Consider the following 18,069-nt stretch of genomic DNA (forward strand, 5'->3'; position numbering starts at 1 on the left):
CGCGACGCATGAAACCGGCACAACCGAGGCGGGAGACACCGCGGAACTGGCTTTGCCAGGCCGCTGGTGTCGCCCCCTTGAGGGGGTACTCGGCTACACGAAGTGAGCCGATACGGGGGTGGGTTTTCATCTCAATCCAGCCGGATGCTGTTCTTCTTGATGATGTCGCCGAAGCGCTTGTATTCGGCCGCATGAAAGGCCGCGAACCGGGCCTGCGTCATCGGCGTGATCTCGGCGCCGATGGCCTCGAGGCGCGCCTGGGTCTCGGGCATCGCCAGCACCTGGTTGACGGCGTCGTGCACCTTCTCCTGCACCGCCTTCGGCGTCGAGGCCGGCATGTAGATGCCGTACCAGGCGCTCATCTCCACGCCCGGCACACCGGCCTCCGCCAGGGTCGGCACGTCGGGCAGTTGCGGGTTGCGCGTGGCTGCGGTCACGGCCAGGGGGCGGATCTTGTTGTTCCTGATCTGCCCGATCACCGAGGGCAGGGTGTCGAAGCTGAGCTGCACCTGGCCGCCGATCAGGTCGATCAGGGCCGGCCCGCTGCCCTTGTAGGGCACATGCGTGATGTCGATCCGGGTCGCGTCCTTGAACATCTCGGCCGCGATGTGCTGGGTGCTGCCGGCGCCGCTGGTGGCGTAGTTGAGCTTGCCGGGCTCCTTCTTCGCGAGCTGCACCAGGGCCGCCACCGACTCGGCCGGCAGCGTGTTGCTCACCACGAGCACGTTGGGGACGGCACCGACGAAGGCCACCGGCACCAGGTCGCGGTTGTTGTCGTAGCCGAGCTTGATCAGGTGCGGCGCGATCGCGTGGGCGGTGACCACGCCCATCACCATGGTGTGGCCGTCGGTGGCCTTGGCGGTGGCGTCCGCGGCCAGCGTGTTCGAGACGCCCGGCCGGTTCTCGACCACCATCGGCTGCTTCAACAGCGGGCCCAGCCGATCGGCCACGGCGCGGGCCATGGCGTCGGTGCCGCCACCGGGCGCCGAGCCGACCAGGATCCTGACCGAGCGGGTCGGCCAATCCTCTGCCTGGGCAAGGCCGGCCGTCCAGGCGAGCGCGAGTGCCGCCGTCGCCGCGGCGAGTTGTCGTTTCATTCGCGTGTCTCCAATTTGTGTTTCGAACCGATGCCGGATGGTAGGAACGCAATTGATCGCCGTAAACTAAAAACTCGTGATCAATCAATAACCAGGGGTGATCAATCATGGGTTCGCTGGATCGCCAGCAGAGCACGCCGCAGCTGCTCAACCGGCTGCGCATGCGGCAGATTGCGCTGATCCTCGCGATCGACGAGATGCGCACCTTGAGGGCGGCCGCGCTTCAGCTCGGCATGACGCAGCCGGCGGCCACCAAGATGCTGCAGGAGCTCGAAAGCGCACTGGGCCAGCCGCTGTTCGAGCGCGTCGGCCGCGGCCTGCGGCTCAACGACGCCGGCGTTCGCGTGACCGGCTACTTCCGCGGCATCCGCGGCAGCATGGAAGCGCTGAACCGCGAGCTGGGCGAACTGCGGCTGGGCAGCGCGGGCAAGTTCTCGGTCGGCAGCATCATGGCGGCGTCGCCGGGGCGCCTGTCCGAAGCGCTGCTGGGACTCAAGGCGCTGTTTCCGCTGCTGGCCATCGAGATCGCGGTCGACACCAGCGACCGGCTGCTGGCGCAACTGCGCGAAGGCGTGCTCGAGGTCGTCATCGGCCGCCGGGTCGGACTGCCGCAGTTCGAGTACAGCTTCACGCCGATCGAGGACGAGGGCCTTTCGGTGGTGGTGGGCAACGACCATCCGCTGGCGCGCCGGCGGCGGGTCGAGTTCGCGTCGCTGCTGGCCTATCCGTGGATCCTGCAGCCGCCCGGCAGCCCGATGCGCGACGTCATCGAGAACGAGTTCCGCGATCACGACGCGACGCTGCCGCAAGGACTGATCGAGACCGGATCGATCCTGACGACCATCAACCTGATCCGACGCTCGGAGCTGGTGGCGGTGATCCCCGAGGCGGTGGCGCGGCGCGACGCCGATCACGGCGTGCTGCGCATCGTGCCCTACCGCATCCGCCAGAAGCTGCCCGCTTACGGCAGCCTGGTGCGCAAGGACTGGCCCTTGAGCCGGCCGGCGCAGCGTTTTCTCGAACTGCTGCATCGGGCGGCCTGACACCTGGGTGGACGGGCGTTTCCAGCGATTGCGCAGGCGGCGCGACCTGCGTAGCCTGTCTGAAACTCAACGTCTGCCAAGGAGCATGCATGTTCAGGATCACGATCGGAATGCTGCTGTGCCTGCTGGCCGGGTGTTCCGGCACGCCGCCGCCTCGCCAGTTCTCGATCTGCTCGACGCAGCCCGGCAGCTTCGAATGCCAGGTCCAGCGCTATGCGAATGCGGGCAATTGAGAGCCTCAGGGCCGCGCGGCGGCCGCCACGCCATACAGGACCAGTGCCGCCACGACCACGGCGGTGAAGCCGATGTGGATCGCGAGCAAGGTGGCCAGCACCGCCGCGGTGACGGAGGCGCAGCCGTTGATGCCCCAGGCCCAGGGAATGAGCCGGGCATCGGCTGCCTCCACCCGGGCCAGGCCCAAGGGAAAGGGCATGCCCATGAAGAACGCCAGCGGGGCGATGAGGGCCGCCGTGATCAGGATCCGCGCCGCATCGGGCAAGCCCATCGCGCGCTGGAAGAGCCAGGGCAGAAGGAGCAGGCCGAGCGCCGCCGACACGGCAATGGCGCCCACCGCCGCCGCCACCGGGAACCCCCTCAGTCGACCGGACACACGGCTGCCGATGCCGGCGAAGAGCAGGAACGCGAACAGCACGACGGCGATCGCATACAGCGGATGGCTCAGGAACAGGACGAACTTCTGGATGAACGCGATCTCGATGAACATGAAGCCGAAGCCGATCGCGAGGAAGTAAGCCAGCACGCGCCCACGCGATACGGTGCCCGATACTGCCCCGCCGTGCCGCGCGACCCACGCCAAGGGCAGGCCGATCAGCAGCAGGCTCGCGACCACCGCCTGCAGCAGCGTGGCCACCAGCACCGGATAACCCCATTCGAGCAGCGGCAGCCCGCCCTGCCCCTTGAGCGACAGGAGCTCCGGCAGCGAACGCCACTTGAAGAAGTGGAAGAAGTGCGGTTTGTCGTCGGTGGCCGGTTCGATATGGAACTTGTAGTGCGCCATGAATTCGTCGCGCCCCGGACCGAGCAGCGCCTGCGCGCCGTCGAAAAGGTCCGGGCCTTCGACCACGTTGAAGCGATTCGCTTCGTCCCGCCGCATGCCGGGGTAGAAGGCCACATCGAAGGAGCGGGCGACGCAGAAGCCCTTGATCGCGGCGATGTCCTCGGGGGTGAACGCGCCGTTCTTGACCAGCAGCGTGCTGGTCTTCCAGCTTCGTATCAGCGCCAGCCGCGATCCGGGGTCGGCGATGCCCGATCGCTGCAGCGCCACCACCGCGGCGGCGAAGAGCTTGAGCGCATCGCGCGGCGGCAGCGTGACCCAGCGCGTGACCGCCAGCAGGCCGCCGGGCTCCAGGTGGCGCAGGTCGTCCTGAACGGCCTCGACCGTGTAGAGATAGTTCTCGGCCAGCGCGTAGAGGCCGGCCGAGGAGGCGCTGAAGGAATCGAGCAGCGCCACCTGGATAAGGTCGTAGCGGTCCCGGCTGGCCGCAATGAAGCCGCGCGCCTCGGCCACGTGCACGCGCGCCATCGGTCCGTAGACGCCGCCCGCCGCGGCTGCGAACCGGCCCTGCACCAGTTCGACGAGCTGGGGATTCAACTCCACCGCATCGATGCGGCGCGCGCCGTGATAGTGCGCCTGCAGCACGTCCGCCCCGGCGCCGGAGCCCAGCACCAGCACGTGCGGCTGGCGCAGCAGGTGATAGGGCAGCGCCGAGCTGATCTGGTCCAGGTGCGCCAGGCTGTCGCGCCGGCCGTCGAAGCGGGTCAGCGCGTTGAGTCCTTCGCCGTCGGTGAAGACGCCCCATTGCGGCGGCGGCTCGGTCGACGCGCTGAGGCTCAGGCCCGGCGCGTGGCGCAGCGGAATGCGCGGGCTCTCTACGACGCTGACCAGGCCCAGGGGGCTCGATCGCTGCGCCACCACCCGGGCGCCGGGGATGCGCAAGGTCTGCGACAGCTCCTTGTAGGGCGACATGACGGGCGCCAGCCACGCTGCGGGCAGCAGCAGGAGCCCTCCGGCCATCGCGATCGGCAAGAGCGCCGGCCAGCGCCGGCGCCCACCACATTCGATCCACCCCACCGCCGCCGCGACGCATCCCAGCGCGCCGATCACTTGCAATGCGTCGGCGGGCGACAGCACGAAGAGCAGCGCGACGATTCCCAGGCTGCCCGCGCCTGCACCGAGGATGTCGACGCTGTAGATGCGCGAGACCTCGCCGCGAAAGCGTGACAGGGCCATGCACACGCAGGCGCCGGCGCACATGAAGGGCAGCAGGAGCAGCAGGTAGACGGCCAGCAGGTAGGCCGGCTGGCGCGGGTCCCAGAGGATTTCGAGCGGATTGAACGGCACGCGCTGGGCCAACGCGAAGCAGCCGATCGCAGTGAGCCCGAAAGCCGCGGCGGCCGCGCAGAACAGCGGCGCGAATCGCTGCTGCACCGCGCGCTGCGCCAGGGTCAGCAACGCGCCGCTGGCACCCCAGCCGAGCAGCGCGAGGCTGATGATCATGTAGGCGAAGTGGTGCCACAGGATGATCGAGAACAGCCGCATCAGCAGGATCTCGTAGGCCAGCGCCGCGGCCGAGACCAGGGCAACGGCGATCAGTGGCGCGGCGGCCATCGACGCTCCGGGCTCAGCGCTTGCCGGTCAGCGGAACGAAGGCCACCGGCAGGATCTGCCGCGTCGACACCGTGCCATCGGGGCTTTTCTCGATCAGCATCAATTGCTGGACCATGAACGGTGCGCCCACCGGAATCACCATCCGGCCGCCGGGTTTGAGCTGGCGGATGAGCGGCGGCGGGATGTGGCTGGCCGCCGCGGTCACGAGGATGGCGTCGTAGGGCGCATGTTCCTCCCAGCCGTCGTAGCCGTCGCCCAGGCGCACCTGGACATTGCCGTAGCCCAGTTTCTGCAGTCGTTGCGTGGCCTGGAGCCCCAGCGGCTCGATGATCTCGATGGTGTAGACCGCGCGGGCCAGCTGCGACATCACGGCCGCCTGATAGCCCGAGCCGGTCCCGATCTCGAGCACCTTGTCGCCCGGCTGCGCCTTGGCCAAATCGGTCATCAGCGCCACGATGTAGGGCTGCGAGATGGTCTGCCCATGGCCGATCGGCACCGGCCGGTTCGCGTACGCGACATCGACCTGGTCGACGGGCACGAATTCGTGCCGCGGCACCTTGTCCATGGCCGCCATCACGCGCGCGTCGAAGGCGGGCCTGCCGGTCTCGGCGCGGGTCTGGCGAGCCAGCGCCGCGATCTCCTCCGTCATCCGCCGGCGCTCGGATGCGAAGTCTGGGGTGGCCGCGGCAAGGGCTCCCGTCGTGGCCAGGAGAAGCGCCGCCGCCATTGCACGGACCATGGGCGTGACCATTGTTCGGCGATCATGGCCGAGCACGAAACCGCGGTCCAGTGCGGCCTGCAAGGCCATGGTCGCGAAGAGGGCGAAGCGACTCGCTCAAGAACCGCGCCGTTTGACGTACGCCACGAGTGCCACGAACGGCATGGTGGCTACCGGACCACGTAGTACGCAGAGAATTCGCCGGTGCTGTGCGTGCAGCGCTGAAAGCCGGCGCGAAGAAGCCAGCCTTCGAACCTTGGACTCGCGATGTTCTCGAGGTAGAGCACGCGTGCTTGCAGGCCGTCGCTTCCATCCAGGAAGCGCTTGACCAGCCTCGCGAAGTACCCTTGGCTTCTCGCGTCCTCGGACATGTGGATGTGGGCCAGGCAGAGGGCGGGCTCTCCGGGCGTGGAGGCCTTGAACCACGAATAGCGCATGTACGCCTGGAGCGCGCGGCTCGTGTACCAGCGCGAGACGACGCCGTGCGATCGGGGAATGCCGGCCTCGAACCGTGCGAGCCACGCGAAGCAGAGGTCCAACTCGGCCTCAAGTTTGGTCGTGCAGTCCATGAGCCCATCGTAGCGGGCGTCGAAGGGCATCTATTGCGCCGCAGCAACAGTGGCGCCGTTGGAAAGCGGTTTCTCGTCCGAGGACTTTCCCCAACCGCAAATGCCCGCTTGCGTCTCATTGGCGCCAAGCCAATGACCCCGTTCCCTCAGGGCTTCGCCTTCTTCGAAGGTTTCGGCTTGCCGGAACTGTTGAGGGCGACCGCTTGGCGAACGAGCGCGCTGAAGGCGGACGCGTCGACTTCTTCTCCCTCGTGGATGTCGATCGCGCGGCGTACGTTTCCGTCGAGACTCGCGTTGAACAGGCGGGCCGGATCCTTCAGGGACGCGCCCTTGGCGAAGGTGAGCTTCACCTTGTCCTTGTAGGATTCACCCGTGCAGAGGATGCCGTCGTGCGACCAGACCGGAGTGCCCATCCACTTCCACTCCTCGACGACGTCCGGGGCTGCTTCCTTGATGAGCTTGCGCATTCTGCCAAGGGTTTCCCCGCGCCAGTCCCCGAGTTCGGCGATTCTTCTCGAGATGAGCGCCGATGCCGACTGGCCTTGGCTCGCGTCCGACTTGTTCATGGTCTCATTCTAGAAGTCCCAGATATATTTCATCCGCAAGACAATGGAGGATCGTCACGTGAGGCTTCGGAGCAGTCTGAAGGCGCTGCAAGTGGATCGTCGCAATTTCATTCGGATGACTGGGGGCGGCTTCGTCGTCGCCGCAACGGCCGCGAGCACGGGCTGCAGCCAACAGATGCCGGCCGCGGCCATCGCGCCGTGGAAGGGGCCGGGGCAGGAAGCGGACGTCCGGCGCTGGATCCTGGGCTACGCCATCCTGGCACCGCATTCCCACAACCTGCAGTCCTGGCTGGTGGACCTGGGCACGCCGGACGAGATCCTGCTGCGCTGCGACCTCGGCCGGCTGCTGCCCGAGACCGACCCGTTCTCGCGCCAGATCATGATGAGCCACGGAACCTTCCTGGAACTGCTGGACATCGCCGCGCGCGAGCGCGGACTGCGCGCCGAGACCACGCTGTTTCCCGAGGGCGCATTCGGGCCGGACAAGCTCGACCAGCGCCCCGTGGCGCGCATCCGGCTGGTGCCCGACCCGACCGTGACGAAGGATCCGCTGTTTGGCCGAATCCTTGAGCGCCACACCAACCGCAACGTCTACGACATCGAGAGACTGGTGCCGGCCGTCGCCAGGGCCGCCATGGCCGAGGCGGTGAAGCCGTATCCGTTGCGCTTCGGCTTCGCCGGAACGGAGCGGCCCGAGGTGTTGAAGCGGCATCGCGCCATTGCCGCCGAGGCTTGGCGCATCGAGTTGACGACGCCGCGCACGATCCTGGAGTCGTACAAGGTGCTCAGGGTCGGCGCCGCCGAGATCGAGAAGTACCGCGACGGGCTGACCGTGCTGGACCCGATGGTCGTGTTGCTGAACCGTGTCGGCCTGTTCGACCGCGGCAAGGCACCGGCGCCCGATGACTACGCCACCACCAGCCAGATCAAGGATTTCGACAGGAAGATCGAATCGACGCCGGGCTTCCTGTGGATGGTGACCGACGACAACGACCGCGTGAGTCAGGTCAATGCGGGACGCGCCTACGTGCGGGTTCAGCTTGCCGCCACCGCGCATGGGCTGGCCGTGCAGCCGCTGCAGCAGGCCTTGCAGGAGTACCCGGAGCAGGCCCGGCCGCATGCCGACATCCGGCGCCTTCTCAACCTGTCGCAGCCCGCCCAGACCGTGCAGATGTGGGCGCGCGTGGGCTATGCGCCGGCGGTCGAACCGGCGCCACGCCGCGGCGTGGCGGCGCAACTCGTGCGGGCGTGATCGATCGCGGCGTCCTCAAGCGACGAAGCGGGACGGCCGGAACGCAGCCGGGTCGAAGGCGCATGCTTCCCCGGTCATCATGGAGGCCAGCAGGGAGGCGGTGCCGGGGCCGGTGCTGAAGCCGATGTGTTGATGGCCGAACGCGAGCCACAGGCCGGGATGTCGAGGGCATTCGCCGATGATCGGCCGGCTGTCCGGAAGCGTGGGCCGGCTTCCGAGCCAGGCGTCGGCTTCGAGCCGCTGGTCCAGCGGAAATGCTTCCCGCGCGGATCGCTCGGCGAGTTCGAGCTGGATCAGGTCCTTGGGCGCATCGCGCGCGGCGAGCTGCACGCCGGTCGACAGACGGAGCCCTTGCTCCATGGGTGAAAGCACATACCCGCCGGCCGTGTCGTAGATCGGTCGACCGAGCGAGGCGCTGCCCGCCGCGCGATAGTGCATGTGGTAGCCCCGCTCGAACGCCATGGGCACCGACAGGCCGAGCACCTTCTTGGCAAATTCCTGGGTCCATGGGCCCAGCGCGAGCACGACCCGGGAACTGTCGTGCACTGTGCCGCTCTCCTCGGCAATCTGCCAGGCCTCATTCCCGGCCGACCGGCGAAGTCCGCCGATGAGCGCCTGCCTGATCCGTCCTCCGCGCGAGACGAACAGCTTCGCGTACGCCTCCACCACCCGGCCCGGACTGTCCACGGAGGCCGTGTCCTTGATCCAGAGCGCGCGGGGAAAGATGGGCTTCAGATCGGGCTCGAGATCCGAAAGCTCTGCCGCATCGAGGACCTGTGTCGAGATGCCGTACTGGTCGAAGGTGTCGCGGGAAAGCCTGCTGCCGGCGAAGCCTGGTTCGCTTCGGTAGAGAAACAGCCAGCCGTTGGCGCGCCATCGATGCGTGGCGCCCGCCTCGGCCAGCAAGCGTTGATGTTCCCTGGCGGAAAGCCGGATCAATGCGTCGAGGGCGGCGACGGTCTGCTGGAAGATGCTCGGGCGCGCCCGGTAAAGAAAGCCCAGCGCCCAAGGCAGGTTCCTTGCCAGGAACAGGGGGTCGAAGCGGAACTGCGGCGACTTGTTCTTCAGCAGCTTCGGCAGGGACGCCCACAGCCCGGGGTTGTTGAAGGGCATCAGCGAGCTGCGCGCGATCACTCCGGCATTGCCGTACGAGGTTTCGCGACCTGGCGCCACGCGATCGAAGATCGTCACGTCGAAACCTCGCCGCTGCAGCTCGAGAGCGCAAGACACGCCGACGATTCCGGCGCCCAGAACGGCAACAGTGTTCTTCATCCGAGCAATCGATCCGTTCAACGGGGGTCAAACGAAGGTGATGCCTTGCGCCAAGGGGAGTTCCTTGGAGAAGTTGATGGTGTTCGTGGTGCGACGCATGTACTGCTTCCAGGAATCGGAGCCGCTCTCGCGATCACCGCCGGTTTCTTTCTCGCCGCCGAAGGCGCCGCCAATTTCGGCACCGCTCGGACCGATGTTGACGTTGGCCATCCCGCAATCCGAACCGGCCGCGGAGATGAAGGACTCGACCTCACGCATGTCGTTCGAGAAGATGCACGAGGACAAGCCCTGCGGCACGTCATTGTGCACGTCGATCGCCTGCTCGAAGTCGTCGTAGGTGAGCACATAGAGCAAGGGCGCAAAGGTCTCCTGACGCACGATGGCGGTTTGCTCGGGCATCTCGACAATGGCCGGGTGCACGTAGAAGCCCTTCGGGAACTCCTTCTCGAGCGCTCGTTCGCCACCGATCAACACCTTTCCGCCTTGTTCCCTGGCGGCCGCGATCGACTTCTGCAGCGCGTGGTAGGCGTCCTCGTCGATCAGCGGACCGACCAGGGTGCCGGAGGTCAGCGGATTTCCGATCCGAAGCGTCGCGTAGGCCTTCAGCAAATTCTGCAGGAGTGCGTCCTTGACCGAGCGATGCACGATCAGCCGGCGCAGAGAGGTGCAACGCTGACCTGCAGTGCCGACGGCAGCGAACAGGATGGCGCGCAGCGCCATGTCGAGATCCGCCGCGGGCGTGACGACCATGGCGTTGTTGCCGCCCAGTTCCAGGATGCGCTTGCCGAATCGGCTGGCGATCTTGGGACCGACTGCACAACCCATGCGCGTGGAGCCGGTCGCCGAGACGAGCGGAATCAACGGGCTTTCGACCAGGGCTTCGGCCAGCGGCGCCCCACCGATGACGATCTGTGCCAGGCCTTCGGGGGCCTTGTTGCCGAAGCGGGCGATCGCACGCTCGAGGGCCTTGAAGGTGGCGAGGCCCGACAGCGGAGCCTTCTCCGACGGCTTGAAGATCACCGGGTCGCCGCACACCAGCGCGAGCGCCGCATTCCAGGCAAACACCGCGCTCGGGAAGTTGAACGCCGTGATGATGGCGACCGGGCCCAGCGGGTGGTATTGCTCCATGATCCGGTGGCCGGGCCGTTCCGACACGATGGTCTTGCCGCACAGCTGCCGGGACTGGCCCAGCGCGAATTCGCAGATGTCTACACCTTCCTGGACCTCGCCCAGGCCTTCTTCGAGGATCTTCCCGACTTCGATCGAGACGAGGTAGCCGATATCGTGCTTGGCCTGGCGCAGCTCCTCGCCCCACAGGCGCACCAGCTCGCCGCGCACGGGGGCCGGCACGTTGCGCCACTGGAGGAAAGCGGCCTTCGAGCTGGCGATGATCTCGCTCATCCGGGAGGGGGGCGTCTCGTGCAGGCGGGCCAGTTCGGCGCCGTCGACGGGGGAGCGCACGGCCAGCGAACCCCCTTGAACTTCGTTGGGCTCGATGCCGCAGCGCTGGAAGACGGACAGCAGCTTGCTCATGGTAATTCCTTGATGTGTCGGCGCGTCCCGGTCGCGCCCAGCGGGTTAGATGTAGGCGACGTCCTCGGGCTGCAGCGCCAGCGGATCGAGGCCCTTCCTGGTGAGCCACGAATAGACGGGCGGCACTCGCTCGGCGAGCGATTCGACGCGGATGTCCATGAGGCACGGGCCATCGTATTCGAAGGCTTCATCCAGCGCGGCGATCAGCTCGTCGGGCGTCGTGACGGTCCAGGCCTTGATGTCGAAGGCCTCCGCGATGGCCTGGCCGCGTGGCGGCAGGAAATCGACGCCGAAGCATTCGTCATGGCCCTTGAGGCGGTGGAGTCCCTTGATCCAGCCGAAGCAGCCGTTGTTGAACAGCATCAGCAGCGCGGGGACCTTCTTGCGCACCAGCGTCTCGAGCTCGCCCACGGCCATGTTGAAAGAGCCGTCGCCGAACATGCCGATCGGCCGCCGGTTCTTGTCGGCGTACCAGGCACCGACCACCGCCGGGATGGCCGAACCCAGCCCGCCGAAGGCGCGTGGAATCACGAAACGGGTGCGGCGATCGCCGATCCGCAGGAACCGGGTCATGTAGGGCGTGGGCGTCCCGGCGTCGGAGAGGATGTGGACGGCCTTGCCGTACTGCTCCAGGCGTTTGTTGAATTCGCGTACGACGCGTTCGGGCCGCAGCGGCACGTCGTCGAGGGACAGCACCGATTCGGCGTGCGCCCAGAAATTCGAACGGTACGCGTTGAGATGGTCGACCCACGCCTGGTGCTTCGATGTGTCGAAGTCGACCGGGGTTTCCTTCAGCAGCTGCTGCAGCACCAGCTGGGCGTCGCCGGCGATCGACAGCAGGTTCTCGTAGTTGTTCGCGAGACGCTCGGGATCGATGTCGATCTGCACCACGCGCTTGTTCAGCGTCGACTTCGGGAAGGTCCAGCCCACCGTGACCACGGAGCCCATCCGCGAGCCGACGAAGACCACCAGGTCGGACTCCTCGAGGGCGCGGTTGGCGTGCGGGTGGAAGCCGTTGTCGCCGATGACGCCGATGGCCAGGACATGGTCGTCCGGCAAGGCGCCTTGCCCGGTGATGGTGTTGACGACCGGGACGTTCAATCGAGTCGCGACATCGGTCAGCGCGCTGCCGGCGCAGGAGCGGTTGACCCCGCCGCCGGCGACAAACAGCGGCTTGCGCGCGGCCTTCAGCAGGCCGAGCAGTGCGTCCAGCTTGCCGGGCGCCGGTGCCATCGGAAATGCGGGAAAGGTCCTGCATTCGGGTTMGGCGTGCAACGAGATGGTGTCCGGATCGATGTCGGCGAGCAGCATGTCCTCGGGGATCTGCAGGTGAACCGCGCCGGGTGTGCCGGAGCAAGCGACTCGGAATGCGCGCCGGATGATCTCGGGCAGCTTGTCGGCCGACTTGATCTGCACCGACATCTTCGTCACCGGCTCGAACAGCTTCGCGCAATCGAGCTCGGTGATCATGCCGCGGCCTTCACCGGGCAGCGGGAGGTCGATCGTCAGGAGAATGACGGGCACCGAGGAAGCGTTCGACTCGGCGACGGGGGGCAGCGAATACATCGCGCCGGCTCCCGACGGACATTCGAAGATGCCCGGCTTGTCGGTAAGACGCGCATACGCGTCGGCCATGTAGCCCGCCGAGCGCTCGTCGCGCGCCATCACGTGCTCGATATCGCCCGCGCGGCGCGCAAGCGCCTCATAGAACGGGACGTTGGTGTCCCCGGGGACGCCGAAAAGGACGTCGACGCCGTAGTTGATCAACATTTGCACGAGCACGTCTGCACCACGCATGGAAAGCTCCGATTTCAGATTGACGAAAGGGGGGCGGCCGCCGGCCCGGTGCCGGCGTCGCCGTGATGGATCAGGCGTGCGCGAGCTCGCCGTTGGCCGCGGTGGCAGACGACGTCACGCCGAGGCCCTTGTAGTAGTGCCCGACCTTGGTCGCGAGGAACTGTTCGAGAGGGGCCTGCTCCTGACCGACGAAGCCGCTCGCCGGAAGCTTTCCCTGCTGCAGCAACTCGAACACGCCCACGACGCCGGCGGCGGTGGTGAGCTCGATCGCCGTGCGGTCCTTTCCGCGCAGCGGAGCACCGAACACGCGTCCGACGCGCGTCTCCTGCTCGAACCGGCCATCGCGCAGGCCCGACGCCGAGGCAAACAGGATCACGACGTCTTCGCGGCTGTGCGGAACGGCGTGCTCGAGCACCTGGCGCAGCAGATCGCGGCGCTCGATCAAGCGCAGATCGTGCAAGAGGAAGTCCATCGCGTTGCGGTGACCGGGATAGCGAATGGTCTTGTAGTCGAGGTTTCGCACCTTTCCCTTCAGCGTCTCGCACAGCGTGCCCAGGCCGCCCGACGTGTTGAAAGCCTCGAACGCTTCCGCGTCCAGCGTGAAGGTCTCGTGTCCTTCCATCGGTTGCACCGACACCAGCTGGCCGTTGACGATGGCGTCGCACGGGTTGCAGTACTCGTTGATGACGCCGTCGATGCTCCAGGTGAAGTTGTAGCGCAGGCTGTTGGTCGCGTTGCGGGTGAGGGCGCCCACGCGCAGGCGCAGGTCGTACAGTTCATCGAAGCGGCTGGCCAGGTGGCCCCCGAGCATGCCGATCACGCCGGGCGCCAGGCCGCTCTGCGGCATGAGGACGGATGTCGCCTCCTTGGAGATCTCCCGGATGGCCTTCGTCGCAGCCACGTCCTCGGTGAGGTCGAAGTAGTGGACGCCGCACTTCGCCGCCGCGGTCGCCACACGCTCCGCGAGGTAGAAGGGCAAGCAGTTGATCACGACGGAATGCGCGGAAAGCGCGGCGTTCAAGTCTTCGGCGCTCTCCACGTCGAGGGAGATTCTGCGGACCAGCGTATCGCTCTCGCCGCCGCGCCCCGGCTTCAGATCGGCGAGCGTGACCGGCAGCCGGTGGTACTCCGCGATCATGTCCGCCACGGTGCTGCCTACCTTGCCAGCACCCAGAACCAGCACCCTTTCAATCTGCAACTTCGACATTTCATTTCTCCTGTGGGCACGTTTGCCCGTTGAATGAACTGTAGAAGCGAGTCCTGGCAGATGGTAGAGAGCAGATCGTCGAAAGAATGATTGGCTTCGTCGATCCGACGAGCGCGTTCGTCAGGTCGAAGCAGTCGATGCCGCACCAACGCGGGCCGACCTGCCGGCCTCGCGTTTCCCCGATGGGCTGAATGCGTTCTATCTGGAACGCTCGTGACGATTGGCATCGGTGCATCGCGCACCTCGGGCTGTCGCTCGCCGGCGCTTCCCCGACACCGCGGTGGTCCAGGTCATGCACTTTGGGACAGAAGTCGACCGCACCCGGCGATCCGGCGGGAATCTGCGGAAAGCGGCGAGGAGGCGAGAATGCCTATGTTTCGCCGAAGATGATGACGGTATGACGAGAGTTTTTCGTCATCATGACGATGTGCTACGTTGATTGTGACAGCACTGACTTCTAGACTTCGTCTCGGCTGGAAAGCGCTTTTTTCCATTTCCTTCCTTTTCTTTCAATGGCGAGCTTCTTGCTTGGAGATACCGTGTTTACCTAACGAAATTTTTTCCGCGCTGTCGTGGCGGCCGTGACGACCGTCTGTGTTTTCGGTTCAGCCTCCGCGCAAGAGCCTGAGAGCTCGTTGGCAAGGGTGCAGCGAACCAAGGTCCTGCGCGTCGGCGCGGTTGCCGGCGCGGTCCCGTATTTCGCCAAGGACATCGGCAGCGGCAAATGGGAAGGCTTCGGGCCGGATTTCTCGGAAAGCCTGGCCCAGAAGCTTGGGGCGAAGGTCGAGTACGTCGAGACCACCTGGGGCAACGCGGTGCTCGATCTGCAATCCAACAAGATCGACGTGATGTTCGGCATGGCACCGACACCGGCCCGCAAAGAGGTCGTGAACTTCTCCGACACGCTCTTCGACAACACATACACCGTGGTTTGCAAGAAGGGCATTCCGCAGAAGACCTGGGAGCAACTGAATACGCCCGAGACAAAGATCGTCGTGGACGTCGGGTCCAGTCATGATCAACTGGCGACGCGGGTGCTGCCCAAGGCCGACGTCACGCGCCTGGAGAATTCGGGCGCCGCCACGATGTCCCTGCAAGCAGGGCGCTCCGATTGCCAGATCCTCGTGATCCTGTTGGCGCAGCCGTTGCTCGCGAAGCGCGCCTCCATCGGCACCATGTTCATCCCGCAGCCCATCTACACCGCGCCCGTGAGCATCGGGCTGCGCAAGGAGTCGGACACCGGCATGCAAAAGGAGGTGAACGCCTGGTTGACCGAGGTCCGTGCGAAGGGTGAAGTCCGCGGCGTCATTCTCAAGAACATGGAAAAGCTCGCCGGCGTGCCCGCGAGTGCATTCCCGCCTGAAATCAAGTTCTGAGGAGGCTCACATGGACTACGCGGAATCTTCGAACGAGCCGAGGAGCCGTTCTCCACTCGGCATCGCGCTATGGGTTCTTCTTGCCCTTGCGGGCATCTGGGCTGCCATGAAGCACTTCTCGGGCGGCGCCCCAGGCGCGGGGGCGGTTGGATACGACTGGGATTTCGGCGTGTTGTGGACGTACCGGGGCTTGTTGCTGAGCGGCCTGATGTACACGCTGATTTTCACGGTGGTCTGCGTGGTCCTCGGGCTGCTGGTCGGCCTGGTGACCGGCTTGGGCCGGCTCTCCAGCAATCCACTGCTGACCGCGCCGCTGCGCGCCTACATCGAGGTGTTCCGCTGCACGCCCGTGCTCGTTCAGCTGGTCTGGTTCTATTACGCCTTGCCCGTCCTGGCCGGCATCGAGATGTCGGCCATGGCCGCCGCCGCGCTCTGCCTGACACTCTATGGCGGCGCTTTCTACTCGGAGATCGTTCGCGGGGGGATCATCTCGATCGAAGGCGGGCAAACCGAGGCGGCGAAGGCGCTCGGCATGACACGCCTGCAGCTGATGCGGCGCGTCATCCTTCCCCAGGCGTTCAAGAAGATGGTTCCGCCGTTGATGAACCAATCCATCATGCAGTTGAAGAACACGTCGCTGCTCTCGGTACTGGCCGTCCCCGATCTGTTGTATCAAGGCCAGGTGATTGCACACGACACCTACCGCCCGCTGGAAATCTACACCTTCATCGCGGTCACGTATTTCGCGGTTCTGTTGCCCATCACGATCTGGGCCAAGCGCATGGAATACGGCGCCGGCGCCGCGAAGGAGGCTTGAGATGTCCCGTCCCTTGATCCAGATCTCCAATCTGAAGAAGGCCTTTGGGCAGAACGTGGTCCTGAAGGACATCAGCCTCGAGGTCGAGCGCGGCCAGGTGGTCGCCATGATCGGACCGTCCGGGTCCGGCAAGTCGACGCTTCTGCGCTGCATCAATCTCCTGTCGGTCCCGAACGCCGGCCGCATCACGGTGGGCGAGCAGACGATCGAGTTCAACGGCGCGCACACGACGCTGCCCAACGAGCGAAAGCTCGCACGGTTCAGGGCGTCCACGGGGATGGTGTTCCAGCACTTCAACCTCTTTCCGCACATGACAGCCCTCCAGAACGTCATGGAAGGCCCGGTCACCGTCCTCAAGACGCCCAAGGCGCAAGCCGAGTCCGAGGCGCGCGCGCTGCTGGCCAAGGTGGGCTTGCTGGAGCGAGCGGACTACTATCCGGACAAGCTTTCCGGCGGACAGAAACAGCGCGTCGCGATCGCACGAGCACTCGCCATGAAACCGACGGTCATGCTGTTCGATGAGGCCACTTCGGCCTTGGATCCGGAATTGGTCGGGGAGGTCTTGAACGTCATCAAGGCGCTGGCCAAGGAAGGCATGACGATGATCCTGGTGACGCACGAGATCGGCTTCGCGCGAGAGGTCGCCGACCAGGTGATCTTCATGCGCGATGGCGTGGTCGCGGAATGCGGTCCGCCGAGCGTGGTCATCGACAACCCGCGCCAGGAATCGACGCGTGCATTTCTCGGGCGCTTCAAGGCGTCGGAGGCTGCCAGCGCCGCGTTGGCATGAGCGCCGCCCGGCCGCCCGAAGGCGCTCGCACCGCAGTGCGGAGCACGGAGGTTGCCTTTTGAGCGCAGCGCTGTCCTGGCACTCCGGACAGTGTCACTGCGGTGCCGTCCGCTTTGAATTCTTTTCGGATCTCGCCAGGGGTGTGCGCTGCAACTGCAGCTATTGCGTGCGCAAGGCTGCGTTGCACCACCGGGTCGCGGCGGAGAGCTTCGTCTTGATGTCGGGCAGAGACGACCTGTGCGTGTATCGCTTCGGCACGCTGCGCGCCAGTCACTACTTCTGCCGGCACTGCGGCATTCACACGCACTGCCACCCGCGTTCGGCGCCTGAACAGGTGAACGTGAACCTGAACTGCGTCGACGAGGTCGCGACCATGGACCCCGCCATCGAGGTCTCAGCGTACGACGGCCGCAACTGGCTCGCGTGATTTCGTCTGGCCGCGCGGCCGCGACGCGGCCGCCTCGCCGACGAGCCAGTCCCGAAACGCCAGCACCAGGCGATTTTCCGCGCCTGTCTCCGGAACGACGACGTAGTACGCCCTCTGGGTGATCAGCCCCTCGCGGAACAGGACGATCAATCGATCGGACGCGAGTTCTTCCTCGACGAGAAACCTGGGTACCAGCGCCACCCCGAGTCCATTCGCCGCCGCTTGCGCGAGCATTGCGAATTGCTCGAAGCGCGGGCCGCGCATGGCGTGCGGTGCCGCGATCTTGACCTGCTCGAACCATTCCACCCACTGCATGGGCCGCGACGATTGGTGAAGGAGGCACTGGCTCGCCAGATCCTCGCGGGTGTGGATGCCGCTGCGGCGCTTGAACTCGGGACTGCAAACCGGCACGACGCTTTCGCCGAGCAGGTAGTTGCAGGAGGCGCCCGGCCAGAAATCGGCGCCAAAGTGGATGGCCGCATCGAAAGGCTCGCGCGCGAAGTCGAAGGGTTCCGTTCTTGACGCGAAATTGACCGTGACGCCGGGCTGCAGCGCGGCGAAGCGCCTCATCCGGGGAATGAGCCATCGCGTTCCGAATGTCGGCAGCACGGCCAGGTTGAGAACCTCGCCCATGCCGCCCATGGTCATCACGCGCTGGGTTGCGCTCGATAGCGCCTCGAGGCCCGTGCGGAGTTCCGCCGCGTAGACGCGGCCCGCATCCGTCAGGACGACACGCTGACGCACGCGATGAAAAAGCGCCGTCCCGAGCTGGTCCTCCAGTTGCTTGATCTGGCGCGAGATCGCACTCTGGGTGAGATGAAGTTCCTGTGCCGCGCGCGCAATGCTCGCGTGGCGCGCGGCACTTTCGAACGCCATGAGCTGCCCCACGGAGGGAAGGAATTCTCGTCTGAACATGATGCTCGATGAGCAATAAGTCGGCGGCAACCGCAGAGGGTAGCCTCGGGCCGGATTGGAC

At 66.0% G+C, this 18,069-nt stretch carries 17 protein-coding genes; 7 read left to right on the forward strand and 10 right to left on the reverse strand.

Going from position 1 to position 18,069, the window contains the following annotated elements; genetic code table 11:
* Positions 1-131: 131 nt before the first annotated feature.
* Complete coding sequence (locus AC1D2E_RS25645) at positions 132-1,097, reverse strand: Bug family tripartite tricarboxylate transporter substrate binding protein (RefSeq protein ID WP_478200012.1); 966 nt, start codon at positions 1,095-1,097, stop codon at positions 132-134.
* A 107-nt stretch (positions 1,098-1,204) separates the two neighbouring features.
* Here AC1D2E_RS25645 and AC1D2E_RS25650 point away from each other — a divergent pair, with 107 nt between their 5' ends.
* Positions 1,205-2,140 (forward strand): LysR family transcriptional regulator, encoded by a 936-nt coding sequence (locus AC1D2E_RS25650; RefSeq protein WP_478200013.1) that lies wholly within the window; start codon positions 1,205-1,207, stop codon positions 2,138-2,140.
* Positions 2,141-2,229: 89 nt separating this feature from the next.
* Positions 2,230-2,373, forward strand: coding sequence for a hypothetical protein (locus AC1D2E_RS25655; RefSeq protein ID WP_478200014.1), 144 nt, complete (start codon positions 2,230-2,232; stop codon positions 2,371-2,373).
* 5 nt (positions 2,374-2,378) lie between these two features.
* On the opposite strand, the gene AC1D2E_RS25660 is transcribed toward AC1D2E_RS25655, so the two are convergent.
* The 4 genes from AC1D2E_RS25660 to AC1D2E_RS25675 all read right to left on the reverse strand — a co-directional run bounded on the left by AC1D2E_RS25660 (position 2,379) and on the right by AC1D2E_RS25675 (position 6,622).
* Positions 2,379-4,769, reverse strand: coding sequence for an SAM-dependent methyltransferase (locus AC1D2E_RS25660; RefSeq protein WP_478200015.1), 2,391 nt, complete (start codon positions 4,767-4,769; stop codon positions 2,379-2,381).
* Positions 4,770-4,782: 13 nt separating this feature from the next.
* Positions 4,783-5,520 carry a protein-L-isoaspartate(D-aspartate) O-methyltransferase gene (locus AC1D2E_RS25665; protein WP_478200035.1) on the reverse strand — a complete coding sequence of 246 codons (738 nt, stop codon included), beginning with the start codon at positions 5,518-5,520 and terminating at the stop codon, positions 4,783-4,785.
* Positions 5,521-5,657: 137 nt separating this feature from the next.
* Positions 5,658-6,086: a hypothetical protein gene (locus AC1D2E_RS25670; protein WP_478200016.1), complete on the reverse strand. Its 429-nt coding sequence runs from the start codon at positions 6,084-6,086 to the stop codon at positions 5,658-5,660.
* Between the two features lie 116 nt (positions 6,087-6,202).
* Complete coding sequence (locus tag AC1D2E_RS25675; protein ID WP_478200017.1) at positions 6,203-6,622, reverse strand: DUF1801 domain-containing protein; 420 nt, start codon at positions 6,620-6,622, stop codon at positions 6,203-6,205.
* A gap of 91 nt (positions 6,623-6,713) precedes the next feature.
* On the opposite strand from AC1D2E_RS25675, the gene AC1D2E_RS25680 reads away from it, so the two are divergent.
* Complete coding sequence (locus tag AC1D2E_RS25680) at positions 6,714-7,874, forward strand: Acg family FMN-binding oxidoreductase (RefSeq protein ID WP_478200018.1); 1,161 nt, start codon at positions 6,714-6,716, stop codon at positions 7,872-7,874.
* Between the two features lie 15 nt (positions 7,875-7,889).
* Here AC1D2E_RS25680 and AC1D2E_RS25685 read toward each other — a convergent pair whose 3' ends face one another.
* The 4 genes from AC1D2E_RS25685 to AC1D2E_RS25700 form a co-directional block, all read right to left on the reverse strand.
* Positions 7,890-9,146, reverse strand: coding sequence for an NAD(P)/FAD-dependent oxidoreductase (locus AC1D2E_RS25685; RefSeq protein WP_478200036.1), 1,257 nt, complete (start codon positions 9,144-9,146; stop codon positions 7,890-7,892).
* Between the two features lie 27 nt (positions 9,147-9,173).
* Positions 9,174-10,679, reverse strand: coding sequence for an L-piperidine-6-carboxylate dehydrogenase (amaB, locus tag AC1D2E_RS25690; RefSeq protein WP_478200019.1), 1,506 nt, complete (start codon positions 10,677-10,679; stop codon positions 9,174-9,176).
* Between the two features lie 45 nt (positions 10,680-10,724).
* Positions 10,725-12,476, reverse strand: a complete 1,752-nt coding sequence (locus AC1D2E_RS25695) for a thiamine pyrophosphate-binding protein (RefSeq protein WP_478200020.1) — start codon at positions 12,474-12,476, stop codon at positions 10,725-10,727.
* Between the two features lie 70 nt (positions 12,477-12,546).
* On the reverse strand, positions 12,547-13,683 hold the full coding sequence (locus AC1D2E_RS25700; protein WP_478200021.1) for a saccharopine dehydrogenase family protein: 1,137 nt from the start codon (positions 13,681-13,683) through the stop codon (positions 12,547-12,549).
* A 572-nt stretch (positions 13,684-14,255) separates the two neighbouring features.
* Here AC1D2E_RS25700 and AC1D2E_RS25705 point away from each other — a divergent pair.
* The 4 genes from AC1D2E_RS25705 (at position 14,256) to AC1D2E_RS25720 (ending at position 17,093) form a co-directional block, all read left to right on the forward strand.
* Positions 14,256-15,059, forward strand: a complete 804-nt coding sequence (locus AC1D2E_RS25705) for a transporter substrate-binding domain-containing protein (RefSeq protein WP_478200022.1) — start codon at positions 14,256-14,258, stop codon at positions 15,057-15,059.
* 106 nt (positions 15,060-15,165) lie between these two features.
* Entirely contained in the window at positions 15,166-15,876 is a 711-nt protein-coding gene (locus tag AC1D2E_RS25710) for an amino acid ABC transporter permease (protein ID WP_478200037.1), read from the forward strand.
* Between the two features lies 1 nt (position 15,877).
* A complete protein-coding gene (locus AC1D2E_RS25715) occupies positions 15,878-16,666 on the forward strand; it encodes an amino acid ABC transporter ATP-binding protein (RefSeq protein ID WP_478200023.1) in 789 nt (262 codons plus the stop codon).
* Between the two features lie 58 nt (positions 16,667-16,724).
* Positions 16,725-17,093: a GFA family protein gene (locus AC1D2E_RS25720; protein WP_478200024.1), complete on the forward strand. Its 369-nt coding sequence runs from the start codon at positions 16,725-16,727 to the stop codon at positions 17,091-17,093.
* On the opposite strand, the gene AC1D2E_RS25725 is transcribed toward AC1D2E_RS25720, so the two are convergent.
* On the reverse strand, positions 17,061-18,008 hold the full coding sequence (locus tag AC1D2E_RS25725; RefSeq protein WP_478200025.1) for a LysR family transcriptional regulator: 948 nt from the start codon (positions 18,006-18,008) through the stop codon (positions 17,061-17,063). The genes AC1D2E_RS25720 and AC1D2E_RS25725 overlap by 33 nt on opposite strands.
* Positions 18,009-18,069 lie beyond the last annotated feature (61 nt).

The sequence above is a fragment of the Variovorax sp. P1_H2 genome (assembly GCF_056405295.1).

Excerpts from the sequence above, each read along its gene's own strand:
- AC1D2E_RS25645 (WP_478200012.1), bottom strand. The coding sequence starts at position 1,097 with ATGAAACGACAACTCGCCGCGGCGACGGCGGCACTCGCGCTCGCCTGG.
- AC1D2E_RS25685 (WP_478200036.1), bottom strand. The coding sequence starts at position 9,146 with ATGAAGAACACTGTTGCCGTTCTGGGCGCCGGAATCGTCGGCGTGTCT.
- AC1D2E_RS25655 (WP_478200014.1), top strand. The coding sequence starts at position 2,230 with ATGTTCAGGATCACGATCGGAATGCTGCTGTGCCTGCTGGCCGGGTGT.
- AC1D2E_RS25675 (WP_478200017.1), bottom strand. The coding sequence starts at position 6,622 with ATGAACAAGTCGGACGCGAGCCAAGGCCAGTCGGCATCGGCGCTCATC.
- AC1D2E_RS25660 (WP_478200015.1), bottom strand. The coding sequence starts at position 4,769 with ATGGCCGCCGCGCCACTGATCGCCGTTGCCCTGGTCTCGGCCGCGGCG.
- AC1D2E_RS25715 (WP_478200023.1), top strand. The coding sequence starts at position 15,878 with ATGTCCCGTCCCTTGATCCAGATCTCCAATCTGAAGAAGGCCTTTGGG.
- AC1D2E_RS25670 (WP_478200016.1), bottom strand. The coding sequence starts at position 6,086 with ATGCCCTTCGACGCCCGCTACGATGGGCTCATGGACTGCACGACCAAA.
- AC1D2E_RS25665 (WP_478200035.1), bottom strand. The coding sequence starts at position 5,520 with ATGGTCACGCCCATGGTCCGTGCAATGGCGGCGGCGCTTCTCCTGGCC.
- AC1D2E_RS25725 (WP_478200025.1), bottom strand. The coding sequence starts at position 18,008 with ATGTTCAGACGAGAATTCCTTCCCTCCGTGGGGCAGCTCATGGCGTTC.
- AC1D2E_RS25710 (WP_478200037.1), top strand. The coding sequence starts at position 15,166 with ATGAAGCACTTCTCGGGCGGCGCCCCAGGCGCGGGGGCGGTTGGATAC.
- AC1D2E_RS25650 (WP_478200013.1), top strand. The coding sequence starts at position 1,205 with ATGGGTTCGCTGGATCGCCAGCAGAGCACGCCGCAGCTGCTCAACCGG.
- amaB (WP_478200019.1), bottom strand. The coding sequence starts at position 10,679 with ATGAGCAAGCTGCTGTCCGTCTTCCAGCGCTGCGGCATCGAGCCCAAC.
- AC1D2E_RS25700 (WP_478200021.1), bottom strand. The coding sequence starts at position 13,683 with ATGTCGAAGTTGCAGATTGAAAGGGTGCTGGTTCTGGGTGCTGGCAAG.